This is a genomic window from Pseudodesulfovibrio sp. lm2024, assembly GCF_051175575.1.
Taxonomy (GTDB): Bacteria; Desulfobacterota; Desulfovibrionia; order Desulfovibrionales; family Desulfovibrionaceae; genus Pseudodesulfovibrio; species Pseudodesulfovibrio caledoniensis.
Window position 1 is genome coordinate 3,993,357 of sequence record NZ_CP195092.1, and the last position, 25,299, is coordinate 4,018,655.

Below are 25,299 nucleotides of genomic sequence, written 5' to 3' on the forward strand. Positions count from 1 at the left end.
CCTGCCAGTAGACCGCAACCCCGGAGCCCCCTGATGGAACTGACCTTTCTGATAGACAACAACGCCCTGGTGGGCACCCGGCTCCTGGCCGAGGCCGGGCTGTCCATGCTCATCGAAGCGGACGGAAAGCGCGTACTGTTCGACACCGGCTATTCGGACGCGTTTCTGGCCAACGCCCGATGCCTGGGCGCGGACATGGACCACCTGGACTGGATCGCCCTGTCCCACGGCCACTCGGACCACACCTGGGGGCTGGGCATGCTGCTGCGGCACTACGACATGACGCCGTGCGAGGACCGGACCCGGGCGGGGCTGATCGCCCATCCCAAGGCGCTGGGCGCCAAACGTCACCGTGGCATTCCCGAATTCGGCTCCCTGGTGGCCGAGGAAAAGCTGGCCAGCTATTTCGATCTGACGCTCACGGCCGAACCTTTCTGGCTGACCGACTCACTGGTGGCCCTGGGCGAGATAGAGCGGGTCACGGACTTCGAGAAACCCGCGCCGCTGGGCGAGCGGCTGGAGGACGGCGCGTTCGTGCCCGACGACATCCCGGACGACACGGCGCTGGCGTATGTCTCGAACACGGGGCTGGTGGTCATCGCGGGCTGCGCCCATGCGGGCATCTGCAACACCGTGGAGCAGGCCAAACGGGTGACGGGCGTGGACAACGTCCGCGCGGTGCTCGGCGGATTCCACCTGCAAAAGGCTCAGCCCGAGCGGCTCGCCCCCACGGCGGACTACCTGGCCGCGCTCGATCTGGAAGGGCTGTGGTGCTGTCATTGCACGGACCTGGCCGCCAAGATCAGTCTGGCCGCCCAATGCCCGGTTAGGGAGGTGGGCTCGGGCATGAAGCTGGTGTTCTAACGACCAGAGACTCATGATGGACTCTCGGCCCCCTTGATAGCTTGCGGCTCATAGCGAATGTAATATATCGTTAATTCAAACGAGAACGCATGCCGATCCAATACGAATTCATGGGGCGCGCCAAGCTGAGCAAAGGCTATGCATATCCCGTCAAGAGAAGCGAACTCGACTCTGCGCTTGAAAAGGCCGGGGTCCGGGAACTGGGCCGAGTGTTCTATTCCTCCAGCTACGACGATTCCGAGATACAGATACTGAGAGCGTTTCTCATGGGGGAGACGCAACAAGGGTACCGGGCTGAAAGCGCCCCACCGCTCAGCGTGTACTCAGTCCCTTCGGAGCAACTCGCAGAGACACGACGCCTCTTGGAGCAAGGCGACATCCTGACTCGTATCGCGAGCTGGTTGAAACGGCTGGAGAATGCCGCAAACGTCATCCGGGGGGTCAATCAGGAAGTCATTGTTTCCTTCGACGCCGGGACCCTCTCCTTCAAGGACCGGCATAACAAAAATGTGGAGCTGCCCTGAGGCAACCCCATTGATTCATGACACCGGACTTTCCGGGTCGTAACCCTGTAAGTATCTCCCCATTAGATCCTCGATAAGAGGCGTGATCAATCACCCCTTTCGTTCTCCGCCTGGCGAACCAAACGACGGCGAACAAGGCGACATACGCGCCGTGCGCCGTCAAAAGCACGGGAACAAAGCGGCCACGGTAGGGAGCCCCGAGGAAATGCGTCGCCAGATACACTGCCGAAAAAAGCGCGGCGGCGGGAGCGACAATAGCGAGCACCTTGTCCCGCAACATGGAGGCCAGAAACACGGCAAGAACGAAATAGAGGAGCCAAGTATAGTCGTTGGCCAGCCCGGTTGCATCATGCGACGGAAAGGCGGTCAGGTAGACCAGCGGCGTGTAGGTCAGAAGAAACAACACGCAATACCCTGTCCACCCATCGGCGGCGACCGCCACGCCACGGCTCTGCCGGATAAGGCCCGCCGCATCGGCGAACACGACGAACACGAAGAGGAGCAAGCCCGCGCCATACGGGGTTGAGAGCGATTCCGGCGCAACAACGGCCAAGGACACGGCCAGATACGCCGGATAGAGGACATGAAGGGCGAGCAGGCAACCGAGCGCCTTGCCGAAGACCGCCCGCTTCGTCCGAAAATACAAAAAGCACAGAGGCAGCTCCAGCGAGAGCAACGCCGTATAACCAACGGCAAAAACAAGATTTTGCCCTTGCACCACGGTTTCGCGAACATGATTCGAAAACAGAGCCAGGATGACAAGCGTGCAGACATTCAAGATAATTTTGTACATGGGGTGGCCTTTCAATGGCCGGTGCCTTCCAACACCGTGCCCGTTACATTCTTCTATGTTCTCTCTGTCCGCATTTGTACGGTGAAACGCAGCGTTTTCCAACAATAGCTTCATATCGAATATTCTCTTCCATCTGTCCTCCTCCCGAAAAAGGGCCTCCCGAAGGAGGCCCATAGAGGGGGAAGTGCCCCCAACGTCAATCTCCTCTGTTTGTCCGTTAGGCGGTGATCACGGTGACCGCGCCGTCCGTGTTGGCCGCGACCATCAGGTCGATGGCGGCGGCGTGGTTCGCGCCGGTGCAGGCGATGACGATATCGCCGGTCTCCAGGTTGTAGTCCTCGGCCGCCTGGTCGAAGTAGCCCGGCCCGGACACGGTGGCCGCGTCGTCCTCGGAACGGTAGATGAACAGCTGCTGGCCGGGCACGCCGCCCATGAGCCGCATGTCTTCGCTGGTGTATGCCATGGTTGGTATCTCCTTTTGCGGTTGGTTGTGGTCGATTGCGGTCCTAGACGATGGCCGCGTCGTCGTCGCACTGGATCTGGACCACGCCGTCCGGGTCGATGAGGCAGGCCCCGGCCGAGAGCATGTGGTCCACCAGGTGGGCGGCCTTTTCCGGCACCCAGTCCACGAACGCCTGAACCTTCTGGCCCTCGGCCAGGCCCGCGGCGTTGCGGTGGTAGATGTAGCACTTGCGCATGCCCGCCTCGTCCAGCGGCAGGCCGGTGTGGAACATCCAGGTGATGCCCAGCCAGGTGCGGGACTCGGTGCCTTTGAGCCAGGCGTACTGCTCACCCGCGTAGTCGCTGGACTTGAACTCCTGGATGTTCAGCAGTTCGTTCCACTGGTGCGGGCCGACCACGGCGAAGCGGTGGCCGTCGTCGGGCACGTCGTTGGCGTTCAGGGTGCCGAAGGCCTGGAGGATCTTGTCCTTGGTCAGGCCGGTGGCCGCCTCGGCGACCACGTTGGTGGCCCCTTCGAGCTTGGTGATGATCAACTCGTCGATCTTGCGGCCGAGCGCCCAGGCGCCGGCGTTGGCGGCCACCTGCTTCTCGTCGCTCTTGTCCTTGAGCTCGTCGAGCTTGTCGATGTACTCGGCGGCGTACCAGTCGGACAGGGTGCAGGACACGTTGGAATGGTTGAGGTTCATGAGCGGCACGTTGCCGTGGCGGGTCTTTTTCCCGGCCGCGCCCTTGCCGACCTTCTGGAAGACGCACTTGGAACCCTCCACCTCGGTCTGCAGGCGGACGGTCTGACGCATCTTGGAGCCCTGGGCCTGATAGGCCTGATGGACCATCTCGACGTACTGGGAGACAAAGGCATTGCTGACAGTCGTGGACATCGGTTTCTCCTTGTCCGTTGCGGGTTGTGACAGGCCGGGTATCCGAGCTGCGTCCGCCGGGCGGGTGTCCGGGAGCGGGCGGGCGAACCGTTCGCCCACCGCCCCCCGGGCCGCGTGCAAGACCTCCGGGCCGGGTGCGCAAACCGTATCACCGGTTTTCCGCAAACCCCGGTTTTGTTGAAGAATGTCAGGAAAAAACAGCCGAGAGGTATAAAAAAGCAACTTGACAGGGTTTCAAATCCGGGCAGATTCGGCCCTGATGCAACCGCTCGACGAAAAACGCAGACAGGACCTGGCGAACCGCCTCGATCGACCGCTGACCATCGGCTCCAAGACCGTGGCCAACCGCCTCTGGCTCGCGCCCCTGGCCGGGCTCGGCAACGTGGCCTTTCGCGAGGTGCTCGACGGGTACGGCGGGTGCGGGCTGATGTTCACCGAGATGTGCGGGGCCAAGAGCGTGCCCACCGAGAGCCCGCTGGTCTCGCCGGTCTTCCGCTGGCGCGAGGAAGAGCTGCCCCGCCTGGTCTGCCAGGTGGCCGGGGCCACCCCGGAGCAGATGATCCCGGCCGCCCGTCGCGTCCAGGACTGCGGCTTCTTCGGCTTCGACATCAACATGGGCTGCTCGGTCTCGGGCATCGTCAAGAAGAACGCGGGCGCGGCCCTGCTCAAGGACCCGGACCAGGCCCTGCGCGTGGTCGAGGGAGTGCGCGGGGCCATTTCCATCCCCCTGTTCATCAAATTCCGCACCGGCTGGACCCCGGACATCGAACCCGCCGTGCAACTCGCCAAGCGCTTCGAGGACGCGGGCGCGGACTGCCTGGTCTTCCACCCGCGCATGGCCCCGGACAAGCGTACCCGCCCGGCGATCCGCAACCACATCAAGGCCATAGCCGACGCGGTGTCCATCCCGGTCCTCGGCAACGGCGACGTCATCACCCCCGAAGACTGTCTCGACATGCTCGAAACCACGGGCTGCGCCGGTGTCTCCGTAGGCCGCATGGCAATCGCCCGGCCCTGGCTGTTCGCCGAATGGACCGCATCCTACGCCCCGCCCGAGACCTGCTTCCGCGATTACGCCCTGCAACTGGCCGACACCCTGGACCGACACTTCGACCCGGTGCGCGCGCTCAAGCGCTACCGGCTGTTCACCATCTATTTCGCGGCCAACTTCCTGTTCGGGCATTCCCTGCAATCTTACTTCCTCAAGGCCAAGAGCATGGATGAAATACGAAACGTCATACAAAAACACGTCCAACCCGATCTGCAGCTCGTCAAGCGGCCGAACATGAACATGTACAATATCTGACGGAGGGAAGCCATGCAGACCATCGATCTCAGCCATACCATCCGCACCGGCATGCCGGTCTTTCCCGGCGATGAGACGCCCAATGTTCGCCGTACCCATTTCGTCAAGAAACACGGTTTCGCACAGACCTCGCTCTCCCTGACTACCCATACCGGGACGCACGTGGACGCGGCCGCGCACCTGTTTCTCGAAGCGCCCACCCTGGACGGACTCGGCCCGGACAACTTCACCGGCTGGGGCGCGGTCCTCGACCTGACCAGTCTGACCACCCCGGTCATCGACCAGCCCGACCTCGCCGCCCTGGCCGACATCGACAGCCTGGATTTCGCCCTGCTCCGCACCGGCTGGGACCGACACTGGAACACCGACCGCTACTACCAGGATTTCCCCGCCCTGACCCCGACCGCCGCCCGCTTCCTGGCCGGGCTCGGGCTCAAGGGCGTCGGTCTCGACACCCCGTCGCCCGATCCCGTGGATTCCCACGACCTGCCCGCGCACCGCATCCTCTTCGACCACGGCCTCATCGTCGTCGAAAACCTCACCCGCCTCGGCGACCTGCCCAGCGAAAGCTTCCTGTTCTGCTGCCTGCCCTTGAAAATCGCCGACGGCGAAGCCTCGCCTTGTAGGGCCGTGGGGATTGCGTTGTAACGGGATGGCGAGTGGGGGGGGCCTCCGGCGGCCCCTTCGGGGGGAGCCCTCGCCGGGCGGTGTCTCCGACGGCCAGGGCGCTGCCCTGGACCCGCTTAAGGCCGAGGGCCTTAAGAATCCCATCGCCGAGCTGCGCTCGGGGGTGCGGACGCGAAAGGCTGGCTGGGGACTCCTTCCGCCGTGCCGGTGGGCGATTTCGGGCAGGGAAAACGGGTGAAAGTCCGTGCGGCTTTACGCTACATCCCCTGCCGTTTTCCCTGCCCGAAATCGCGGGGGTTGTTTTTTGGGGAAGGGCATAACGCATAGAGCACTGCCACTTTCCGGAAGTTGGAAAACGCCGCAAGACCACCTTGACGGGTTCCGCCCAACCAGTCCAGCGGCGTTGGCTACCGTCCCGAAGAGTTCGCGCCGGACGGCCCTCCAAGGCTCATGGACGTCCGGCGCGAACTCTTCGGGACACCACCCGGCCGAGCTACCCCCAAACTCCACGCGCAACAATCCATCAACTTGCGCTCGCAATTTCGCCACAGGCGACACAAAAAGTTTGGGAGATTCCAAAGAACCTTTTCCAAAAGGTTCTTTGGCCGTCGGAGACGCCCGCCCGGCGAGGGCCCACCGGAGGCTCGCTAGATGCCGAGTTCCACGGCCAATCTCTCGGCCTGGCGGAGGTCGTCCGGGGAGTTGACGTTAAAGAAGGAGACCCGGTGGGGGTCGCCTTCTTCGAGCTGGGCGACCGGGACCTTTTTGACGCGGACCTGATCGAAGAAGCCGATGATGCGGAAATTTTTCTGTTTCAGCTGGGCCTCGATGGGGGGGATGCACTGCTTGGAGTAGATGGCGCAGAGCGGTTCGACGTAGCCGTCTTCCTTGATCGGGATGATGACGTCGCACTCGGGCTCGGCCTGATCGAGCAGCGCCCGGACGAGGCCGGGCTGGAGAAACGGACCGTCGCAGGCGGCCATGAACCCGTGGGAGGCGTGCATGGCGCTCAGGCCCGCGTGGATGCCGGTCAGGGACGAGCGGGCCTCGAACCGGTCTTCGGCGACCGGGTAGTCATACGCCTTGTAGTCGTTCTCGTCGCGCGCGGCGATGAGGATTTCCGGGAAAAGCGGGCGGTAGACGTTGATGAGGCGGTCGAGGATGGTCTGCCCGTTGATGGTCAGAAACGCCTTCTTGACGTGGCCCATGCGGGTGCCGAGCCCCCCGGCCAGGATGATGCCTGCGATATCCATGGGGACAAAATAGAACAAGGCGGAACAAATGGAAAGGGTGCAAAACCGGGCTGTCGCGTGTATGGTCCGGCCATGTGGACGGCGTTGAAAATAGCGGGCGGCGCGGGGGTGGTGTACGCGGCCATCGCGGCCTGGGTGTTTATCACCCAGCGCGGTCTGGTCTATTGCCCCAGAAGGGGGCTGGTGGCCACGCCGGACCAGGCGGGACTGGCCTTTGAGGACATCTGGCTGACCACCAGGCTGGGCACGCGCCTCCACGGCTGGTGGCTGCCGTGCGAGGGGGCGGACCGGGTCCTGCTGCTCTGCCACGGCAACGGCGGCAACATCTCCTACCTGATGGAGACGTACAGAATATTTCACGATCTCGGCCTGTCGGTGCTGTCCTTCGACTATTCGGGCTACGGCCGAAGCGGAGGGCGGCCGTCGGAGAAGGCGACGCGCCATGACGCCCGGACGGCCTGGGACTGGCTGGTGGGCGACAAGGGGTTCGAGCCCGGACAGGTGGTCCTGTTCGGACGCAGCCTGGGCGGCGGCGTGGCCGCGCGTCTGGCTGCGGATCTGGCTACGGAAGGGGTTGCTCCCGGCGGGATCATCCTGGAGTCCACGTTCACCTCGGTGACGGCCATGGGCGCGGCGCGGTTTCCGTGGCTCCCGGTCCGCTGGCTGGTGCGCCACCGCTACGACAGCGTGAACGCGCTGGGCGCGGTGCGGATTCCCGCCCTGTTCCTGCACAGCCCGGAAGACGACCTGGTGCCGTACGCCATGGGCCGGACGCTGTACGAGGCGTACGCGGGGCCGAAGTTGTTCTGGGGCCTTTCCGGCGACCACAACTGCGGCTTCATGGCCACCTCGGGCTATGCCGAGGGTCTGCGCCGGTTCCTGCGCGGGCTGCCCGGGCGGTGCGGATGACGGGCGGGTCCGTGGCCCTGTGGGCCGACGCGGTCCTGGTCTTCCATTTCTTCGTCGCGGCCTTTCTTGTCCTGGGCTTGCCGGTCGTCTGGATCGGGGCGGCTGCCGGTTGGCGGTTCGTGCGCAACCCGTGGTTCCGCTGGACCCATGCCGGGCTTATGGGGTTCGTCCTGGCCGAGACCGTGGCCGGAAAGCTCTGCCCCCTGACCGTGTGGGAAGCGGCCCTGCGGCGCGCGGCGGGCGAGGGGAGCGATGAGCCGACCTCGTTCGTGGCGTACTGGGTGAGCCGCCTGCTCTTCCCGGACTTCGACCCGGCCTGGTTCGGGATCGCCTATGGGTTGTTTTTCGGGCTCATTGTCCTGACCCTGTTCCTGGTCCCGGTCCGCAGACCGGCAAAACCTGCCGGTTTGCGGAAGAACCGCAAAGACAACACTGAGGAATAACAAGATTTTTATTTTGGAGCACGGGTTTTGCTTTTTGTTGTGGCAGCCAACAAGAAGGAGACAAATATGCCCGCTATCCAACCTGTTACGCCTCAGGCCGGGGTTTCCAGCCCCTCCCGCGAACGCATAGAGCAGCTCAAGGCCCGCGCCACCGAGGGCCTGGACGAGGCCATGGCCGCCGTGACCCGCAACCTGGGCCGCCGCGAGGCGGACGAGGCCGAACAGAGCCTGGGCGAACTCGGCCTGGATCTGGCCGCCCACGGATCGGACGCCCACCGCCTTGATCACGCCAAGGTCCTGGACCTGATCAGCGACCCGTTCGAGGACGACTAGGCCCTGACCACCTTTCGCGAAAACCTTGCGGACAGGCCTAAAAACGGGCCTGTCCGTGTATGTGCTTGCCTTTTGTTCGTGGCCACAATATATTGTCATAATTGAACCTTCCCTCCAAAGGCTGTCCCTGTCCGGTGACTCGCCGACCATCCCGACAAAAATGCATTTTTATCTCCTGGCCTGACCGAAGGTTGCGATCAATATGGCGGTTTGTCCGGCGCGCGCCCTTGCGCACGCTTTCCGGCGGGCGTATATTTTAATCAACGGCTAGGGACCTCGACAGAGGATAGTGAAAGACTCAGACGGAGGATGGGAGGAAATAGACACCGATTTCTTCTATGACACATGTGGCGAATGGAGTCGCCCCGCTCACAGAAAGAGCACCGTGCGCCAAAAGAAACACGCACCAGGCCGTCATAAAGTGCATATTTAGAAATGTCTGGCCCTGATGCCCGCCGGGTAACCCGGCAAGGCGCACTTTTTTTTGTGTTTTATCATTCTCCTTTCTCCTTGAAGCGTGCTAAAGACCGATGCTATCAAACCGAAAAGGCGGCGCTTTTGCCTAACCTGCGGCTGGTCCGGGTCTTTTCAGAGTCCATCACACCGGGAAACTTCGAACATGCCTAAAACTGCCAACGAGATCGACCGCTTTTACAGGAGCCTGCACGCCTCCGACACCCCTCGCCAGGGGGACTGGATGGCCGTCATCCTGTTCGTCCGCAACCTGCTCCCGCAACTGAGCATCTACTCCGACGACAAGAAATCCGAGATCCAGTTCGAGGTCTGCGAGCATCTCATGGAGAACGACTTCTCCGAGGAGCGGCTGGAGACGATCCTGGCCCTGCTCGACGGCTACCTGATGCAGACCATCGGGGCCCTGGAGATGGAGGAGGCCCTGACCCAGGAGAAGCGCACCGCCGGGCTGCTCATCGGCGAGATGGACGAGATGATCTCGAGCATGCACGGGGCCAACGAGCGCCAGGACACCCGCTTGAGCACCTTCCAGGAGGAGACCGTGGAGGTCATCCGGGGGGACAACCAGAAGGCCCACATCCTGTCCAGGGTGCGCGGCATGTTCCAGGAGCTCATCGAGGAATTTCGCGAGGAGGCGCGCGTGCTCAACGCCAAGGCCGAGCACTTCCGCATGACCGCCGATTTCGATCCCCTGCTGACCGAGCTGCACAACCGCCGTTCCATGGAGTCCTACCTCAAGAACGCGGTGGAGGAGTTCGCCCGCTCGGGCACGTCCCTGTCCCTGATGATGATCGACGTGGACCATTTCAAGAAGGTCAACGACACCTACGGCCACCAGGCGGGCGACGACGTGCTCCGCGCCCTGGCCGGGATCATCACCACCCACGCCATCAAGTGCGACGGCTTCGCGGCCCGCTACGGCGGCGAAGAGCTTGTCCTGGCCGTGCAGGACATGGACCTCAAGATGGCCGCGCTCAAGGCCGAAGCCCTGCGGTCCGACGTGGAGAACTACGATTTCCGCCTCCGGACCAACGGCCACCTGGAGGACACGCCCATCAACTTCACGGTGTCCGTGGGCGTGGCCCGGCTGAAGGTCGGCTGGTCCGCCGGGGAGCTGATCGGGGCCGCCGACGCCGCCCTGTACCAGGCCAAGAACGCGGGCCGAAACCGGGTATGCACGGCCCCGAAATAGCGGCTGCTTATCGACAGTTTCCGATAACTGACGACGGAGAATCCTTTGTCGGAAGAGAATATTACACGGTTCCGATTACTTCCCGTACTGACGCTGGCCTGGGTGTTGGCGTTCTGCGCACCGGCCCTGGCCGCCGAGGTGCTTCTGCTCCATTCCGGGCCCGGTCCCACCCCCTGGAACCAGCGCCTGGCCTCCGGCCTCATCGAGGGGCTGGGCAGTGCGGCTTCGGTGCGCCAGACCTTCCTCAAGGGTGACGGCGCGGACGAGGACGCCTATGACGACGTCTACCGCCAGCTCTCCGAGGCCCTGGCCGGGGACGCGCCCGAGGCCGTGGTGGCCCAGGGAGCCCTGGCCTTCGCCTTTGCCCGCAAATACGCCGACCTGTTCCCGGACGCGCCGGTGGTCTTCTGCGCCATGGACCGACCCGCTCCCGAAATCCTGAGCCTGTGCGATAACTGCACGGGGTTGTCCATGCCCGTCCCGGTGCGCGAAAACGTGGACCTCATCTTCGCCATGCGGCCCGAAACCCGCCTGGTTGTGGCCATCACCGACCACACGCCCGGCGCTGTCCGGCTCAGGGAACGGGTCGACCAAGCCATGCGCCCCTACCTGGACCGGGCGCAGATCATGTTCCCCGGCTTCGAGGCGGGCGATGACCGGGGCCTCGATATCCACACCCTGGGCGATACCCTGGCCAGCGTGCCCTCCACCGGCGCGGTCCTGTTCCTGGGGTTCTCCGAGGACCGGGACGGCAACCCGGTCACGGACGAGACGCTGGCCGCCCTGATCCGGGAGCGGGCGGCGTCGCCCGTCTACCTGGCGGGCGACGCGGTCTTCGGGTCCGGAGCGGTGGGCGGCTGGATGATCCCGGCCAAAAGCGTGGGCGCGGACGCGGCCCGCGTGGTCCTCAAGGTCCTTGACGGCGAGAACCCCGGCGAGATGCTGCCCCGGCTCACCCGGCCGGTGCTGCGCTTCGACGGCACGGCCCTGGCCCGGTTCGGGCTCAAGGCGCCGGACAAGGCCGAGTTGATCAACCCGCCCGCCGGAAAGGTGGAGGAACGGCCCATCCTGCCGGTCACCGGGCTGGCCTGGGGGCTGGGGCTGGCGGCGGCAATCGCCCTGGTCGCGTTTCTGCGCCGCCGCTACAGGGCGTAGATGACCGACGCCTGGGCTGCGGCCATGGCCAGCAGGGCCGCGCCCGCCGCCAGGGTCATGCCCCGCTTGGTCGCCCGGGCCAACCGGCGCAGGTCGCCCAGGCCGGCGGCAAAGAACTCAGCCGTATAGTTCTTGTGCTGGAACCAGATCATGTCCGCCCTCCCGTTCTGGCTTTCTGGAGAGAAAATCAGATGATGAAGCCGCTTCGCGGCTTTGTCGGGTGATTTCGCCTCCGGCGGGCAGGGGCTCGCACCCCTGCACCCCGTTATGCGCCTGCGGCGCAGGGGTCAGAGGGGAGGCTAGCCCGTGGCCGGGAACGGGGCTTGACCGAAAGGTGGCGATCCAACGACGGGTCCGTGTCGGCTAGGCAGCGTGGCGGACGTCCACGGCCAGCACGGACAGGATATTCCCCTTGCTGTCCTTCACCGGGGTGGCCACGGTCAGGCAGTAGTCGTCTATGTTTTTGGAATAATAGATGTTCGAGATGAAGCTCTCGCCCGTGCGCAGCGGCTCGCGGAACCAGTCGCGGTCGGCCCAGCTGGTGCCCGGGCCGCCCCGGGAGCCGTCCGCCTTGCCGTGGGCCATGGCGAACTCCGTGACCTGCACGCCGCGCGGGTCGATGACCCAGGCCATCTCCAGGCTGGGGTTTTCCCGGACCACCCGCTTGAGCAGGTCGAGCTGCTTGGCCGTGCTCCCGTTGATCAGGGCCGGGGCCTTTGCCAGGGATTCCACCTGCTTCTGAACCACGCCCTGGCCGAGCAGCATGAACAGCCCGTAGAGCTTGGACAGGGTCTCGATCTGGCCGGTCAACTCGCCGATGGCCCCGCCGGTCTGGGCCACGGCCTCGGCGGTCTTCGTGGAGACCGCGTCCACCTCGCTCACGGCCCGGTTGATCTCCTCGCCCGTGCTGGACTGCTGGGTGCTGGCTGCGGCGATTGCCTCCACCTGGCGGGTGACGGTCTCGAAAAACTCCATGATCTCGTTCAGGGCCCGGCCCGATTCCCCGGCCAGCCGGTTGGCCACGTCCACCTGGTCGGCGGCCCGGTCCATGCCCTTGATGTTCTCGCGCACGTCCGCCTGGATGGCCGCGATGGACCCGCCCACCTCGCGGGTGGCGTCCATGGTCTTCTCGGCCAGCTTGCGGACCTCGTCGGCCACCACGGCGAAACCGCGCCCGGCCTCGCCCGCGCGGGCCGCCTCGATGGCCGCGTTCAGGGCCAGCAGGTTGGTCTGGTCCGCGATGTCGGAGATGACGTTCATGACCTTGCCGATGGAGTCCGCCTTGGTCCCGAGGTTGGCCACCTGCTCGCGCAGCTGCTCGGTGATGGTGTGCACGTCGCCGATGGACTCCACCGTGCGCCGGACCACTTCGGATCCCTCCTCGGCGCGCTGCCGGGCGTTGGCCGCGTCCCCGGACGCGGTCTCGGCGTTCTCGGCCACCGCGCGGATGGACCCGGCCAGCTCCTCCATGGAGGCGGCCGTGGTCTCCACGCGGGAACTCAGGCTGTTGGCCCCCTCCATGATCCGGTCGGACTCCAGGTTGACCGTGGCCGACGCCTCGCGCATGCCCGAGACCACGGTCTCGAGCATCCCGGCCGCCTGGAGCATGCCCTCGCGCTGGGCGCGGGCCGCGTCCGTGCGCGCCCTGCGCTCACCCTCGGCGCGGACCACGGCGGCCTCGGCCTCGGCGGCGCGGGTCTCGGCCAGGCGCGAGGCCTCCTCGGCCTCCTCCATCTTCTCGCCCAGGTTGCGGACCATGCGCTCGATGGCCTCGGTGACCTCGCCGAGCTCGCCCTTGAACCGGCCGCGCGGCCTGGCCGCCAGGTCGCCCTCGGCCACACGGCCCGCGTAGACGCGCAGCTCCTTGAGCGGCTTGAGCAGGACCATGCGCAGGAAAAACAGGGTGATCAAAACGATGCCCGCCACGGACCCGCCGCCCACGACCATGGCCGCCTCCTTGAGCTTGCGCACCGGGTCCAGGGCCTCGGACGAGTCGATCTTGGCCACCAGCCCCCAGGCGGTGTCGCCCACCTTGACCGGGGAATAGGCGGCCAGAACCGCCCGGCCCCGGTAGTCCACGCTGTCCATCCGCCCGCTTTGGCCCTCAAGGGCGCGGCTGGCGGGTTCGGAGCGCATGCCCCCGGTCTGCGGGTCGGCAAAGGAGGCGATCACGCTGTGCCCGTCCGGGTCGGAGTACAGGTCCGAACGCATGCGCCCGTCCGGGCCCACCAGGTAGGCCTCGCCGGTTCGGCCCAGGCCCGCGCGGGTGCGCATGACCGTGTTCACGGACTCGATGGGGATGCGCAGCATGGCCACGCCCTCGATACCTTCGCCGTAGCGCCGGATGGGCGCGGCGATAAAGGCGCAGGGCCTGCCGTTCAGCGGTTCGTAGGGAGCGAAATCGACGAACACGGTCTCGCCCTTGAGGGCCCGTTTCCAGGCGTCCAGCAGCTGGCTCTTGGCCAGCGGCCCCTTGGCGATGTCCTGACCCAGTTCCTTGCCCCGGGTCACGGAAAAGACAATGCGTCCGGTGTCGTCCAGGATCAGGGCGTCGGCGTAGCCGCGCACCTTGACCCACGGGGCGAAGTCCGGGGCGACCCGCTTCAGGGCGTGGACGTAGTCCTCGTCGGCTAGGTCCATGGGCTTGCCGGGCTGGGCCGCATAAAAAATGATGTCCCGAAGGCGGACCAGTCCGCTGTACACGTACTTGGCCTCGGAGTACATGGTGATGTCCCGGTTCCACAGCTCGGTCAGCCCGTCCAGCTCGTGGGACTTGGCCTCCTGGAGCGAGACCAGCTTGCTGAAGGACTGCTCCTTCAGGCTCACCGAGGCGTTGTGCAGGCTGTAGCCGGCCATGCCCGCCAAGGGCACGATCCCCACCAGCAGACAGAACAGAATCATCTTCACGCTGAGTCGCATTATCCCCCCCTTATGCGGCGCCGCCGGGCCGCGCAAATACGTACAATGGAAGGAGGAAGACTACCTGCGGCCACGGTTTTGGCGACCCGATTTGTTACAGGAGCGTCACACTCGTGTTACATCTGGCAGGAGTTTCTGTTACAGCGACAACCGTAATGATTATCAGGAGATGAAAGCGATCAGGCGAACACGGCGCAGAGCACGGACAGCAGCCACAACAGAGCGCACAGGACGGATGCGGCCGGTATCATCCACCACCGGAGCTGCACGGCGCGGCCCCGGAACCGGAAGGTTGCGCAGCAACTGAACAGGGAGAGAATCATCTGGAAGAGCAGGCCGGACACGGCCAGGGCGGGCAGGGCCAGGACCCAGAACAGGGGATCGGATATCCAGTCGGCGCGCACGATCAAGACCTAGCTCATGACCCACTCGGCCAAGAGCGGCGGACGCCGCAGGCCGCAGACGTGCTGGAAACGGCAGAGCGCGGTCAGCTCCACCCCGTCCTTGATGATCGACACGGGCCGGTCGGCGGACACGACCACGACCACCAGGTTCTCGTGCTCGGCCGTGAAGCGCAGGGCGGAGTTGAAGCGCGCCCCGCGCGCCCGATTCTCGCCGGGTACGCAGCGGCCGTCCATGAGGCAGGCGAAGCCGTGCAGCTTGAGGTCCCGGCCGATGTGCACGGCCCCGTCCAGCTTGGCCAGGGAGCAGGCCAGCTTGAGCTGGCTGGTCCGGGTCAGGTCCAGGGGTTCCTCCAGGTGCTGGCCGGACATGCTCATGGGCTCGCGTCCCATGTCCACCACCAGGGTGCAGCCGTGCTTGCGGTCGCGCACCCGGTTGACCATGGTCGAGGCGATCTTGAACAGGGCGTTCTGCTTCTCCATGCTCATGTCCGTCTCCAGCAGCTGCTCCTCCAGTTGGACCAGGTTGGCCCGCAGGTTGGAGGAGCGGAACCGCCCGTCGGAAAAGCTGCAGACCATCTGGTCGCGGATCCACAAAAACCCGTAGGAGCCCGAGAACTGGGCGGCCAGGTACGAGCCCGGCATGGGCCCGATGGCGATGCCGAGCACCGAGGTGCCGTTGGAGACCAGGACCCGGCCCGAGTCCTCCACGGCCTGCAGCAGCTTGCGCACGTGCTTGAAATTCACGGTCTGGGGCTGTTCGTGCTGCGGGAAGCGGCAGACGAAACGGACCTGGTTCAGCTGGCTGGGCTCCACCACCACGATGCGGCCACGGGGCGACGCGCCCTCCTCCTTGGTGGCCGACACGCCCAGGATCGCATCCAGAAACGGATAGACCCGGATCTGGGTGTCCAACCCCACCTGGCGGGAGCGCTCGTCCACGATAAAGTCGCGGATGGCGTGGACCGCGCAGTGCTGGAGCATGAACCCGGCGGTGTCCAGCCCCATGACGTTGCCGATGGCGAAATGCTGGGAAAAGAGCTCGGCCGCGTATTCCAGCCAGCTCCGGGTGGGGCCGAGCGAGCACATGTCCGGGTGCTCCTCGGTGAACCACATCTGGTAGCACACGGAATTGGACCGCGCGGCCAGGGTGATCAGGCCGGACAGGTCCAGGTCCGTCTCCTCCTGGCTGAGGATGCGCAGCCCGTCGACCTCCTCGTCCCTGCTCCGCCAGCGGCTCGAATAAAGGAAATAATCCTGGAGCTTGGGTTCGTGCCCTTCAAGCAGTCCCTGAGGGTCGCAAATGCGCGGCGGCTCGCCCTTGCCCACGGCGTAGACCACGGCCACGCGGCTGGGCGGCGAAAAGTGGGACAGTCCTTCCCGAAGGCCGTCCAGGATATGAAATACGCAGATGTTCTCGAACGATGCTTGCGACATGCTACCGGCTCCAGAGGATGAATTGCCGCCCCGATCTTGGCCCATCCGTAGACCGAAAGTCTCGAAAATGTCCAGAAAAGGTTACCCCGGAAACGGTGTCCGGCCGGGCGCGCCCGAGGCTCGCAAACCAGCGCAGGACGGTACGTTTGGGCAACTTCCGACATTGATGGTTGAACATTCCTATGGATATCGCATAGGATGGGGCCGGTCTTGCCACTGGCGGTCGGTGTCGAAGCCTCCACGATCCTGTCTCTGCCTGCTCAAACGGAGAACCCCATGAACCATGGTAAACTCTTTTCCTCACTGATCCTCCTGGTATTGTTGTTGATCCTCGGCGCATGGCTGGTGTTCTTCTTTCAGTGGTCCGCGCCCATGCCCAGGGCGGCGGCCCCGGCCGGGCCCGGGGCCGGGACAGGTGCGGCCGCAGTCCCCGCGCCGCTCGGGCCGGTCTTCAATCCCCCGGCGCCCGAGGACGCCCCGGAGAGCATCCGGCCCATGGTCATGCTCGGCTACAAAATCATGACCGAGACCAAGAAGTACGCGCCCGAATACGTGGGCAACGACATGGCCTGCACCAACTGCCATTTCGACGGCGGGCGCAGCAAGGACACCATCTCCCTGGTGGGCGTGGCCGCCAAGTACCCGCTCTACCGGGCCCGACGCGAATACACGGCCGACCTGGCCCTGCGCACCCAGGGGTGCTTCGAGCGCAGCATGGGCGGCAAGGCCCCGGCGGCGGACAGCCAGATCATGCAGTCCCTGCTGGTCTATTACCAATGGATATCCAAGGGCATCCCCATCTACTCCACCCCGCCCTGGTCGGTCCTGGCCCACCACCTGGACAACGAGCACAAGCCCGACGCCGCTGCGGGCAAGACGGTCTTCAAGGACGTCTGCGCGCGCTGCCACGGCGAGGACGGACTCGGCACGCCCATCGCCCCGCCCCTGTGGGGCGACGGAGCCTACAACGACGGGGCCGGGATGCACCGCATCCGCACCTTCTCGGTCTTTGTCTGGCGGTTCATGCCCAAGACCGACCCGAGCCTGACCCAGGAGCAGGCCCTGGACGTGGCCGCCTACGCCCATGAGCAGCCCCGGCCCAAGTTCGTGGCCACCCACCCGAACAAGATCGAGCGCGTCATCCCGCTCCCCGGGGAGGCCCGGCAATGATCTTCCCCCTGATCCATGTTCCGGTGCTGGGCGACGGCATGACCATCGCCCTGGACGCCGTGCTCCACGTGCTCATCAGCCACGGGGTGGCCATCGGCATGACCATCCTCATCGTCATCTTCCAGAACCTCGGAGCCACGGGCCGCGGCGCTTTCTGGGAGGAGGCCGCGCGCACACTGCTCAAGCCGGTGGTCATCGTGACCACCTCGGTGGGCGCGGTGACCGGCGTGGGCATCTGGTTCATCACCGGCATCCTCGCGCCCGAGGGCATCGGCTCGCTCATCCACCTCTTCTTCTGGCCGTGGTTCATCGAATGGTGGGCCTTCACCACCGAGGTCGTCCTCCTGCTCATCTACTACTTCCTCTGGGACCGGCTGTCCCAACGCAGGCCGCGCCTGCTCATGGCGCTGGGCTGGACCTACGTGGCCGTGGCCCTGAGCTCGGCCGTGCTCATCTCCGGCATCCTCGGGTTCATGCTCACCCCGGACGGCTGGCCCCAGGGCGGTACCTTCACCCAGGCCTACTTCAACCCGACCTTCGTGCCCCAGTTCATGCTGCGCATCTCGGCGGGCATCGTCCTGGGCGCGCTGCTCGTCCTCGGCTGGACCGCATGGCGGTTCCAGGGCACGGACCATAAGCGCGGCCGGATGCTGCGCCTGACCGGTCTGGTCATGCTCGCGGCCATGGTCTCCACCACCGTGTTCGCCTGGATCTACTTCTCGCGCATCCCCATGACCTACCTGACTCACTGGAAATTCGCGGTGGCCACCTCGGTCTGGTCCCAGGTGCCGAACCTGCTGCCCACGCTCAACACCGTGGCCGCAGCCTGCCTGGTCCTGGCCGCCGTGGCCGGACTGCTCAAAAAACGCAAAACCTCCATGCTCCTGTTCCTGCCGTCCCTGCTCCTGGCCGTGGGCATGGTCGCCGAGTTCGAGCGGGTCCGCGAGTTCGTGCGCGGCCCCTACCTCCTGCCCGGCTACATGTACGCCAACCAGGCGCGCATGGTCCGCCAGCAGGCCACCGCCCAACAGGGCCGCCCGCTGCTGCCGTCCATGAACTGGGTCAACGCCGCAACGGACAACGCGCCGGACGCCAGGGCGGGACGCGCCCTGTTCGACGCCAACTGCGGGGTCTGCCACACCATCGGCGGGATCAACGACATCACCGTGCGGCTGCAGGGGAGGACCCTGGAGAGCGTCAACGCCCTGACCGCCATCACCGAGAGCATGGTCCCGTTCATGACCCCGTTCAACGGTTCCGAACAGGAGCGGCTGACCATGTCCGCCTACCTCTATTCACTGGCCAACAAGAACACCCTGCCCCGGCCGCAACTCCAAGGGGAGGTCAAGTGATGGCGCCCTGGCAAGACCTCTTCCTCGCCCTGCCGCTGCCCGAGACCTGGCTGCGCATCCTGCTCTTCGTGACCTTCGGCCTGCACCTGATCTTCGTCCTGCTCATGCTCGGCACGGCCATGCTCGGCTTCGTCTACTTCCTCCAGGACTGCTGCTCCGGCAACCGGGCGGACATGGGCTGGAACCAGCGCATGGTCAAATCCCACCTGGGGCTCAAGAGCCTGGCCGTGGTCCTGGGCGTGGGCCCGCTGCTGATCATCCAGGTCATCTACTCCATGGGCTTCTTCACGGCCACCGGGCTGCAGGCCTTCACCTGGCTGTCCGTCATTCCCCTGCTCATCCTCGCCTTCCTGACCATCGAGCTGTTCGAGCACAAGATGCCCGCCCGCCCGTGGCTGCCGTTCATCAGCGGGGCCATCGGCCTGGGCGCGCTGCTCACGGTTCCGGCCATCTTCACCGGGGCCCTGTCGCTCATGGAGCGGCCCGGCGAATGGACCGGCTTCGCGGCCAAGGCCCTGGCCCCGGGCTCCGTCTACCCGCCCCACTGGCTCTTCCGCTACCTGCACGTGCTCGGCGCGGCCGTCGTCTTCGGCGCGGCCTTCCACCTCTTCTTCACCGCCGGGCAGGACACGGCCAAACGCGCCCGGCTGCGCGCCTGGCTGTTCGGCGGCATCCTCTTCCAGGTGGCCGTGGGCGCGCCCCTGCTGTTCTCTGTGGCCGACGTCTTCAACTGGCCCGTGCTGATTGCCGTGACCCTCGGGTCCGCAGCGGCCATGGCCCTGGTCTGGACCCTGCGCCCGGCCCCGGTCATGACCCTGACCGACGGGACCATCCGTGGCGGCCGCGCCCTGCTTCTGCTCCTACCGGTTGTCTTCGTGTCCATGCTCGCCGCCCGCCAGCTGCTGCAGGACGCCACGCTCATGCCCCTGCACCGACAGGCCCGCATCGCCCTGGCCCGGGAATCCGCCGACCTCGCCCAATTCCAGCAACCGGCCCTGGACGCCTTCCGGCTCAAACTCGCCACGGTCTACGACAACGGCCCGACCCTGTACGAAAAGAGCTGCCAGCCCTGCCACGGCGCGGGCGGGTTGGGCGACGGCCCGGCCGCCAAACGGCTGCTCATCCGCGCCGAGGACATCGCCGCCGTACGCGCGGACCGCGACTACGTCCGCCAGGTTCTCCTGGCCGGGTGGCCCGGTTCGGGCATGCCCTACTTCACCGTGTTCGACAAAGACAAGATCGACGCCCTGCTCGACCAGTTGGACGGGACCTTCACCATGTTCGGCCCGACCACCGTGCCCCAGCGCGAGGTCGGCCAACAGGCCCGCGACCTGTGGAAGAACACCTGCGCCACCTGCCACGGCGCGACCGGACGCCCCACCGCGTTCGGCCTGACCCTGCGGCCCGCGCCCCCGGACCTCAGCCGGTTCTCCCTGCAGCCGGAGCGGTCCCTCCAGATCATCACCGACGGATATCCCGGCACGGTCATGCAGCCCTACCGCGCCCTGCCCGAGGAAACCCGCCGCGACCTGGTCGCCATCTCGTCCAACCTGCGGCGTTGATTCTCGGTTGAAGAGTAACAAACAAGGCCCCCTGTCGTGCGACAGGGGGCCTTGTTGTTGCCTTCGGCGGCAGGCGCGTGCGGAAGCGTGAGGGCGATGCGGGATAAAGGCTAGAAGCGCAGCAGGTAGCGGCGGGCGATGGCGTTGTAGGTGCCGTCCTGGGACATCTGGTCCAGGGCCCGTTCCAGGGCCTGGATGATCTCGGCCTTGTCCTCCCGCTTGGCGGCCCGGGAGAGCACGGCGTAGGAAGGTTTTCCGGTCAAAAGCTTGCGGTCCAGATAGACCACGGAACTGGTCATGCCCATGGCCTTGAGCCGATAGTAGGTGACATCGATGTTCCCGGCAAAGGCGTCGATCTCGCCGCCGAGCAACCCGGCCATGATGGCCCGCTGGTCCTGGTACTCCTTGACCAGCATGTCGCCCTTGGCGCGTGCCGCCGCAAAGTCCGGACCGAGATCGAGCCCGACGACCATGCCGATGACCTTGCCCGCCAGGTCCTCGTAGGAGTTGAAGGGGAACCGGCCGCCGACCTTGGTGAAGAGCACGTAGTCGCTGTAGTGGACCGGGGTGGCCTCCATGAACAGGGCGTAACGCTCCCGGTCCGGGCTGCGGAACATAGTCAGCGCCCCGTCGCAGCTGCCGTCCTTGACCTTCTCCAGGACGATTTCCAGAGGCTGGGTTTGAATATTAATCGCAAGCCCCGCCCGGCGGGCGGCCTCGTTGAAGACGTCCACGTCGATGCCCGTGGGCTCGCCGTTTATGACCATGGAGTACGGCGCAAAGTCCCTGTCAGCCAGGAACTGAAGCGGGGTCTCGGCCCGGGCCACTGCGGCGAACAAGAGAAACAGACAAACGAACAGACATTTTTTCATGAAGGGAGGTCTCCTGGAGGGTACTAGATATATTCAACCCTAACCCGTTCCGTTTTTTTGCACAAGAACAGCTGCGAACCGGCGTGGAACGGGCAGTATAAGCGCGTTTGTGCAAAGCGCGTCACGTACTGTAACATAGATTGTACTTTATCTTCTAGACATTGTCCTGATTTTTACTAGCAATCGCCCAACTAATATTATATGCAATCCGGGAATGGATACGAATACTCGTGCCGCTCGACCGGTATCCTACTTTCCCGTCTCTCCGGTCATGCTGTTTCCGGAAGCCCTTGGGAATTTCTCCGTCTACCTCTGGCAGGGCGGAGACTTTGTCCTTTACACCGCCTCCGGCCAGAAATTCACCACCCGCCACCGCCAGACCCTGCACAAGAACGGGGTCAAGGAAGTCTATGTCCAGGGCTCGGAGCGGGCGGAGTACGAGAAATACATCGAGCGCAACCTGGGCAAGATCCTGCTGGACGAGACCCTGCCCATCGAGGCGCGCTCAAGGATATTCTTCGAGGCCACCACGGTGGTCCTGCAGGACGTGTTCGACCGCAAGCTGCCCAGCGCGCTGCGGGCCCGGCATCTGGACCGCATCACGGACATCGTGCGCAATTCCATCAAGTTCCTGGCCAAGGACAACTCCCTGTCCGCCGTGGCCCCGTTCATCTCGCACGACTACAAGACGTACACCCACTGCATGCACGTGTTCGTCTACTCCGTGGCCCTGTTCCAGACCTTCGAGATGACCGAGAGCGAGGTCTTCGAGTACGGCCTGGGCGCCCTGCTGCACGACGTGGGCAAGGCCAAGATCCCCAAACGCATCCTGAACAAGCGCGGCCCGCTGACCACGGCGGAACGCGAAATCATCAAGGAACACCCGGTACACGGGGTGTCCATGTGCGCGCACCTGCCCATGACCCAGAACACGATCAACTGCATCCTGTTCCACCACGAGACCATGGACGGCGCGGGCTATCCGGCGGGCATCAAGGGCGACAACGTGCCCTTGCCCGTGCGCATCATCTCCCTGTCCGACATCTACGACGCCCTGACCACGGACCGCCCCTACGCCGAAGCCATGGAGCCCTACGAGGCCCTCTCCCTCATACGCAACGAGATGCGTGAGAATGTGGATATGAATGTCTTCAAGCGGTTTGTTGCAGTACTGAGCGGCGCTGAAATCATTTAGTACAGTCTTTGTGCAGAGAGCGGCTTCCGATAGCGGCGCATCTGCACATTTTTTCCATGGGGCTTTCATCCTCACGTAGACGACTACGCTGCGGTGAAAGCCCCATAAAAGAAAATACACAGCTACACCACTCTCGAAAGCCTATCCCGAGCGGGGGGGGGGCTGAGCCGCTGTCGGCTCTACGCACCCGATTCGCTCCAGAAGAATATAAATCAAAGGCCTCCGACTCATTGCCGAGTAGGAGGCCTTATTGTTGCGTTCCCGCTCCGCGAAGCGGCACTAAAAAGTTTAGGAGGGAAAGGGGGATGGGGGTCCGGGGGAAGGGGGAAAGGGAAGCCCTTTTCAAAGGGTTCCCTTTCCCCCTTCCCCCGGCCACCGGAGGCATAAAAAAAGTCCCGGCAAGCGTTGCGCTTGCCGGGACTTTTTCATTCGCCGGTATGGTTACTGGACGTAGACCTTGAGTTTCTGGCCTGCGTAGATGGTGGTTTTGGTGCTGATGGCGTTCCATTGGCAGAGGTCGGAGACCTTGACGCCGAACTTGCGCGAGATGGAATAGAGGTTGTCGCCGCGCCGGACCTTGTACTGGACCAGCTGGGTCTTGACCTTTCCGGCTTCCTTGACGGCCTGTTTGGTGGCCGCGTTGGAGCTGTTGGGAATGTAGAGCTTCTGGCCGATCTTGAGGCGGCTGGAGCGCAATCCGTTGGCCTTGCGAAGGGTGGACACCGTGGTGTTGAACGATTGGGCGATGGACCACAGGGTGTCGCCGGAGCGGACCACGTAGTTGCCGCGCTGGGCGGCGATGGCCCGGGTCTTGGCCGCGGAGGTGGACGCCGGAGCGGAGGCCGACGCGACCGAGGTGCGGCTCGATCCCCCGCCGGGCACCATGACGTAGGCGCCGGGCCGCAGGGTATTGGAGCGGGTGTTGTTCACGCTCTTGAGCACGTTGATGGGCACGTCGTAGCGCCGGGAGATGCGCCACCAGGAGTCGCCGGAGCGCACGCGGTAGCGGATGTAGCCCGCGTAGGGCTGCGCGCCGGGCTCGCTCAGGTAGGCGATCATCTTGTCGGCCTTGTTGGCGGGCAGGTAGGCGGTGGCTTCCATGTGGGGCGGGCTGACCTGGCGGCGGAAGGCGGGGTTCAGGTCGTGGAATTCCTTCCAGGACATGCCCCCGGCGCGGGCCAGGGCGAGCAGGTCGGTGCCGCCGGGCACCTTGACCGGGGTGACGTCATATTCCAGGTCCCAGGACACGGGCTCGAAGCCGAGGGTGTCGAGGTTCTGGAAAATCTTGGAAATGGCAATGAACTTGGGAACGTAGTGCTGAGTTTCCCGTTTCAATCGGGTGCGGCGGGAAAGCTTGCGGTTCTTCTCGGTCAGCTCGAAGAAATCATCGCAGTTGGCCTGTTTCAGGGCGCGGGCAATCTTACCTTCACCGGCGTTATACGCGGCCAGGGCCAGGTACCAGTCGCCGAACTTGTCGTACAGGTCCTTCAGATGGCGGGCAGCGGCGTCCGTGGCCTTGTAGGGGTCGCGGCGTTCATCGATCCACCAGTCGGACTTGAGCCCGTACAGACGACCCGTGCCGCGCATGAACTGCCACAAGCCGCCCGCTCCGGCCCAGGAGTAGGCCCGGACATTGTAGCCGGACTCGACAAAGGGCAGCAGGACCAGGTCCTGGGGCAGGCCGTACTTGGTGAAGACGCGGCGCACGTAAGGCAGGTAGGGCTGGGAACGTTCCAGCCAGCGCACCATGGTCTTGCGGGCCTTATGGTTGAAATAGGTGAAGAAGAGCTCGACTTCGTCGCTCTCGTGCTGCTCCAGGTCGAACAACAGGCCAAAACGCTGGTTGAGCACGGCCTGCTCGGTCTGGGTCAGGTCCTCGCCGGGAGCCACCTCGGGGGCGGCTTCGATCTCGGGCTCGAGCGCCTCGGCGTCATCGGGCACGAGGTTTTCGGTGACCTGTTCCTCTACGGGCGGGGCCGTTTCCTGGGGTGCCTTGGGCGCACAGCCAGCGGCCAGGCTCGCGATGAGCAGACCCATCGCAAGTAAATATGCATACTTGTTAACTCTCAAGCGATCCTCCGACTTCGGCACACCATTATCAGATAAGTCCGGATTTGAAAAGTCTAGAAAAAATCATGAGTGCCGGTAACGCGATACTACCAGCTAGCCCACCTTGCCATGGATTGCAATAGGAGCGATAAACGCCTACTAGAGCCCCTTGCCGAACGCAACCATGTGCAGCATTTTGCTGTCTTTACCATAAGGAAACGATAATGCAAGATCACGGCCGGGACAAAAAAGATTCGAAAATTTACGTAGTTGGCAACAAGCCGGTCAAAGAGCTCCTGCTGGATACTCCTCAGAAGGTGGACTTCGTCGCCTTCCGGAAGGGACGCCGCGACCAGGCCATGGAAGAAATTCTCGATCTTTGCCGCACCGGCAACGTGCCCTACAAGTCCGTGTCCGCCAAGGACCTCGACTACATGTACCGGGGCAACCACCAGGGCGTGGCCGCCCGCTGCGCCGCACTGGAATACACCCCGCTCGAGCAGTTGCTCGAACACGCCCCGGAGGCCCCCCTGCCGCTCATCGTCGCCCTAGACCAGGTCCAGGATACCGGCAACGTGGGCGTGCTCGCGCGCACGGTCCACGCCCTGGGCGGCGCGGGCCTCATCGTCTGCCAGCATCACGGCGCGTACATAGGGGCCGGGGCCGTGCGTTCCTCGGCGGGCGCGCTGAACAAGCTCCCGGTGGCCAAGGTCGGCAACCTGGCCAACGCCATGAAGGACTGCGTCAACTACGATTACACCCTGTATTGCGCACGCATGGCCCCGGATTCAGACAACGTCTACACCGCGGACCTGCAAACCCCGGCCGTGCTCCTGCTCGGCAACGAGGAAAAAGGCGTCCGCCCGGGCGTGGCCAAATTCGCCCACCACAGCCTGCACATCCCCTTCCTGCGCGAATTCGACTCCCTCAACGTGGCCCAGGCCGGAGCCATCATCGTCTCGGAATTCGCCAGACGACTGGGATAATACAAGAATACGGGGGGGACGCCCCCGGCCCCCCATCCCCCTTTCCCTCCTAAACTTTTTGTTGCCGCTTCGCGGGGTGCGGGCGCGGGCTGATGAGACTTCAATAAAAAGACTTCGCGTATTTTTTGGATAACGGCACAGAA

At 64.6% G+C, this 25,299-nt stretch carries 24 protein-coding genes; 14 read left to right on the plus strand and 10 right to left on the minus strand.

Annotated elements, in window-relative coordinates; genetic code table 11:
- Positions 1-33: 33 nt before the first annotated feature.
- Both ACR42D_RS18620 and ACR42D_RS18625 read left to right on the plus strand, forming a co-directional pair.
- Entirely contained in the window at positions 34-864 is an 831-nt protein-coding gene (locus ACR42D_RS18620) for an MBL fold metallo-hydrolase (protein ID WP_484568285.1), read from the plus strand.
- 89 nt (positions 865-953) lie between these two features.
- Positions 954-1,388 carry a hypothetical protein gene (locus ACR42D_RS18625; protein WP_484568286.1) on the plus strand — a complete coding sequence of 145 codons (435 nt, stop codon included), beginning with the start codon at positions 954-956 and terminating at the stop codon, positions 1,386-1,388.
- Here the strand turns inward: ACR42D_RS18625 and ACR42D_RS18630 are convergent.
- The 3 genes from ACR42D_RS18630 to ACR42D_RS18640 form a co-directional block, all read right to left on the minus strand.
- Positions 1,351-2,181, minus strand: a complete 831-nt coding sequence (locus ACR42D_RS18630) for a hypothetical protein (protein ID WP_484568287.1) — start codon at positions 2,179-2,181, stop codon at positions 1,351-1,353. The genes ACR42D_RS18625 and ACR42D_RS18630 overlap by 38 nt on opposite strands.
- Before the next feature lie 217 nt (positions 2,182-2,398).
- Entirely contained in the window at positions 2,399-2,644 is a 246-nt protein-coding gene (locus ACR42D_RS18635; RefSeq protein WP_484568288.1) for a hypothetical protein, read from the minus strand.
- A 43-nt stretch (positions 2,645-2,687) separates the two neighbouring features.
- Complete coding sequence (locus tag ACR42D_RS18640) at positions 2,688-3,521, minus strand: phage capsid protein (protein ID WP_484568289.1); 834 nt, start codon at positions 3,519-3,521, stop codon at positions 2,688-2,690.
- Between the two features lie 259 nt (positions 3,522-3,780).
- Between ACR42D_RS18640 and ACR42D_RS18645 the strand changes: the two genes are divergently transcribed.
- A complete protein-coding gene (locus ACR42D_RS18645) occupies positions 3,781-4,827 on the plus strand; it encodes a tRNA dihydrouridine synthase (protein ID WP_484568290.1) in 1,047 nt (348 codons plus the stop codon).
- A gap of 12 nt (positions 4,828-4,839) precedes the next feature.
- Positions 4,840-5,475, plus strand: coding sequence for a cyclase family protein (locus ACR42D_RS18650; protein WP_484568291.1), 636 nt, complete (start codon positions 4,840-4,842; stop codon positions 5,473-5,475).
- Between the two features lie 626 nt (positions 5,476-6,101).
- On the opposite strand, the gene mobA is transcribed toward ACR42D_RS18650, so the two are convergent.
- On the minus strand, positions 6,102-6,707 hold the full coding sequence (gene mobA, locus ACR42D_RS18655) for a molybdenum cofactor guanylyltransferase (RefSeq protein ID WP_484568292.1): 606 nt from the start codon (positions 6,705-6,707) through the stop codon (positions 6,102-6,104).
- Between the two features lie 84 nt (positions 6,708-6,791).
- Between mobA and ACR42D_RS18660 the strand changes: the two genes are divergently transcribed.
- From ACR42D_RS18660 to ACR42D_RS18680, 5 genes are all read left to right on the plus strand, one after another.
- On the plus strand, positions 6,792-7,616 hold the full coding sequence (locus tag ACR42D_RS18660) for an alpha/beta hydrolase (protein ID WP_484568293.1): 825 nt from the start codon (positions 6,792-6,794) through the stop codon (positions 7,614-7,616).
- Positions 7,613-8,059, plus strand: coding sequence for a DUF2784 domain-containing protein (locus ACR42D_RS18665; protein ID WP_484568294.1), 447 nt, complete (start codon positions 7,613-7,615; stop codon positions 8,057-8,059). Before ACR42D_RS18660 ends, ACR42D_RS18665 begins: the two co-directional genes overlap by 4 nt.
- Positions 8,060-8,125: 66 nt before the next feature.
- On the plus strand, positions 8,126-8,392 hold the full coding sequence (locus ACR42D_RS18670) for a hypothetical protein (protein WP_484568295.1): 267 nt from the start codon (positions 8,126-8,128) through the stop codon (positions 8,390-8,392).
- Positions 8,393-9,011: 619 nt separating this feature from the next.
- Positions 9,012-10,058 (plus strand): GGDEF domain-containing protein, encoded by a 1,047-nt coding sequence (locus ACR42D_RS18675; RefSeq protein WP_484568296.1) that lies wholly within the window; start codon positions 9,012-9,014, stop codon positions 10,056-10,058.
- Between the two features lie 45 nt (positions 10,059-10,103).
- The gene (locus ACR42D_RS18680; RefSeq protein WP_484568297.1) at positions 10,104-11,213 is read left to right on the plus strand and encodes an ABC transporter substrate-binding protein; all 1,110 of its coding nucleotides are present in this window, start codon (positions 10,104-10,106) and stop codon (positions 11,211-11,213) included.
- Here the strand turns inward: ACR42D_RS18680 and ACR42D_RS18685 are convergent.
- The 4 genes from ACR42D_RS18685 to ACR42D_RS18700 form a co-directional block, all read right to left on the minus strand.
- A complete protein-coding gene (locus ACR42D_RS18685; protein ID WP_484568298.1) occupies positions 11,201-11,365 on the minus strand; it encodes a hypothetical protein in 165 nt (54 codons plus the stop codon). The genes ACR42D_RS18680 and ACR42D_RS18685 overlap by 13 nt on opposite strands.
- Positions 11,366-11,576: 211 nt before the next feature.
- Complete coding sequence (locus ACR42D_RS18690; RefSeq protein WP_484568299.1) at positions 11,577-14,132, minus strand: methyl-accepting chemotaxis protein; 2,556 nt, start codon at positions 14,130-14,132, stop codon at positions 11,577-11,579.
- A gap of 179 nt (positions 14,133-14,311) precedes the next feature.
- The gene (locus ACR42D_RS18695) at positions 14,312-14,536 is read right to left on the minus strand and encodes a competence protein ComEC (RefSeq protein ID WP_484568487.1); all 225 of its coding nucleotides are present in this window, start codon (positions 14,534-14,536) and stop codon (positions 14,312-14,314) included.
- Between the two features lie 9 nt (positions 14,537-14,545).
- Positions 14,546-15,970 carry a DNA integrity scanning protein DisA nucleotide-binding domain protein gene (locus ACR42D_RS18700; RefSeq protein WP_484568300.1) on the minus strand — a complete coding sequence of 475 codons (1,425 nt, stop codon included), beginning with the start codon at positions 15,968-15,970 and terminating at the stop codon, positions 14,546-14,548.
- A 276-nt stretch (positions 15,971-16,246) separates the two neighbouring features.
- Between ACR42D_RS18700 and ACR42D_RS18705 the strand changes: the two genes are divergently transcribed.
- The 3 genes from ACR42D_RS18705 to ACR42D_RS18715 are packed head-to-tail and all read left to right on the plus strand — an operon-like array spanning position 16,247 to position 20,054.
- Positions 16,247-17,140 (plus strand): c-type cytochrome, encoded by an 894-nt coding sequence (locus ACR42D_RS18705; protein WP_484568301.1) that lies wholly within the window; start codon positions 16,247-16,249, stop codon positions 17,138-17,140.
- Positions 17,137-18,492 carry a cytochrome ubiquinol oxidase subunit I gene (locus ACR42D_RS18710; RefSeq protein WP_484568302.1) on the plus strand — a complete coding sequence of 452 codons (1,356 nt, stop codon included), beginning with the start codon at positions 17,137-17,139 and terminating at the stop codon, positions 18,490-18,492. The genes ACR42D_RS18705 and ACR42D_RS18710 overlap by 4 nt, the downstream gene beginning before the upstream one ends.
- A complete protein-coding gene (locus ACR42D_RS18715) occupies positions 18,492-20,054 on the plus strand; it encodes a c-type cytochrome (protein WP_484568303.1) in 1,563 nt (520 codons plus the stop codon). Before ACR42D_RS18710 ends, ACR42D_RS18715 begins: the two co-directional genes overlap by 1 nt.
- A gap of 110 nt (positions 20,055-20,164) precedes the next feature.
- On the opposite strand, the gene ACR42D_RS18720 is transcribed toward ACR42D_RS18715, so the two are convergent.
- A complete protein-coding gene (locus ACR42D_RS18720) occupies positions 20,165-20,926 on the minus strand; it encodes a substrate-binding periplasmic protein (RefSeq protein ID WP_484568304.1) in 762 nt (253 codons plus the stop codon).
- Between the two features lie 271 nt (positions 20,927-21,197).
- Between ACR42D_RS18720 and ACR42D_RS18725 the strand changes: the two genes are divergently transcribed.
- On the plus strand, positions 21,198-22,121 hold the full coding sequence (locus ACR42D_RS18725) for an HD-GYP domain-containing protein (RefSeq protein WP_484568305.1): 924 nt from the start codon (positions 21,198-21,200) through the stop codon (positions 22,119-22,121).
- Positions 22,122-22,562: 441 nt separating this feature from the next.
- Here the strand turns inward: ACR42D_RS18725 and ACR42D_RS18730 are convergent, their stop codons facing one another.
- Entirely contained in the window at positions 22,563-24,158 is a 1,596-nt protein-coding gene (locus ACR42D_RS18730; RefSeq protein ID WP_484568306.1) for a lytic transglycosylase domain-containing protein, read from the minus strand.
- 236 nt (positions 24,159-24,394) lie between these two features.
- Here ACR42D_RS18730 and ACR42D_RS18735 point away from each other — a divergent pair, with 236 nt between their 5' ends.
- Positions 24,395-25,156, plus strand: coding sequence for a TrmH family RNA methyltransferase (locus ACR42D_RS18735; RefSeq protein ID WP_484568307.1), 762 nt, complete (start codon positions 24,395-24,397; stop codon positions 25,154-25,156).
- Positions 25,157-25,299: the final 143 nt, after the last annotated feature.

Coding starts and splice junctions, on each gene's coding strand:
- ACR42D_RS18620 (WP_484568285.1), top strand. CDS start 34: ATGGAACTGACCTTTCTGATAGACAACAACGCCCTGGTGGGCACCCGG.
- ACR42D_RS18625 (WP_484568286.1), top strand. CDS start 954: ATGCCGATCCAATACGAATTCATGGGGCGCGCCAAGCTGAGCAAAGGC.
- ACR42D_RS18630 (WP_484568287.1), bottom strand. CDS start 2,181: ATGTACAAAATTATCTTGAATGTCTGCACGCTTGTCATCCTGGCTCTG.
- ACR42D_RS18635 (WP_484568288.1), bottom strand. CDS start 2,644: ATGGCATACACCAGCGAAGACATGCGGCTCATGGGCGGCGTGCCCGGC.
- ACR42D_RS18640 (WP_484568289.1), bottom strand. CDS start 3,521: ATGTCCACGACTGTCAGCAATGCCTTTGTCTCCCAGTACGTCGAGATG.
- ACR42D_RS18645 (WP_484568290.1), top strand. CDS start 3,781: ATGCAACCGCTCGACGAAAAACGCAGACAGGACCTGGCGAACCGCCTC.
- ACR42D_RS18650 (WP_484568291.1), top strand. CDS start 4,840: ATGCAGACCATCGATCTCAGCCATACCATCCGCACCGGCATGCCGGTC.
- mobA (WP_484568292.1), bottom strand. CDS start 6,707: ATGGATATCGCAGGCATCATCCTGGCCGGGGGGCTCGGCACCCGCATG.
- ACR42D_RS18665 (WP_484568294.1), top strand. CDS start 7,613: ATGACGGGCGGGTCCGTGGCCCTGTGGGCCGACGCGGTCCTGGTCTTC.
- ACR42D_RS18670 (WP_484568295.1), top strand. CDS start 8,126: ATGCCCGCTATCCAACCTGTTACGCCTCAGGCCGGGGTTTCCAGCCCC.
- ACR42D_RS18675 (WP_484568296.1), top strand. CDS start 9,012: ATGCCTAAAACTGCCAACGAGATCGACCGCTTTTACAGGAGCCTGCAC.
- ACR42D_RS18685 (WP_484568298.1), bottom strand. CDS start 11,365: ATGATCTGGTTCCAGCACAAGAACTATACGGCTGAGTTCTTTGCCGCC.
- ACR42D_RS18690 (WP_484568299.1), bottom strand. CDS start 14,132: ATGCGACTCAGCGTGAAGATGATTCTGTTCTGTCTGCTGGTGGGGATC.
- ACR42D_RS18700 (WP_484568300.1), bottom strand. CDS start 15,970: ATGTCGCAAGCATCGTTCGAGAACATCTGCGTATTTCATATCCTGGAC.
- ACR42D_RS18705 (WP_484568301.1), top strand. CDS start 16,247: ATGAACCATGGTAAACTCTTTTCCTCACTGATCCTCCTGGTATTGTTG.
- ACR42D_RS18710 (WP_484568302.1), top strand. CDS start 17,137: ATGATCTTCCCCCTGATCCATGTTCCGGTGCTGGGCGACGGCATGACC.
- ACR42D_RS18715 (WP_484568303.1), top strand. CDS start 18,492: ATGGCGCCCTGGCAAGACCTCTTCCTCGCCCTGCCGCTGCCCGAGACC.
- ACR42D_RS18720 (WP_484568304.1), bottom strand. CDS start 20,926: ATGAAAAAATGTCTGTTCGTTTGTCTGTTTCTCTTGTTCGCCGCAGTG.
- ACR42D_RS18725 (WP_484568305.1), top strand. CDS start 21,198: ATGCTGTTTCCGGAAGCCCTTGGGAATTTCTCCGTCTACCTCTGGCAG.
- ACR42D_RS18730 (WP_484568306.1), bottom strand. CDS start 24,158: ATGGGTCTGCTCATCGCGAGCCTGGCCGCTGGCTGTGCGCCCAAGGCA.
- ACR42D_RS18735 (WP_484568307.1), top strand. CDS start 24,395: ATGCAAGATCACGGCCGGGACAAAAAAGATTCGAAAATTTACGTAGTT.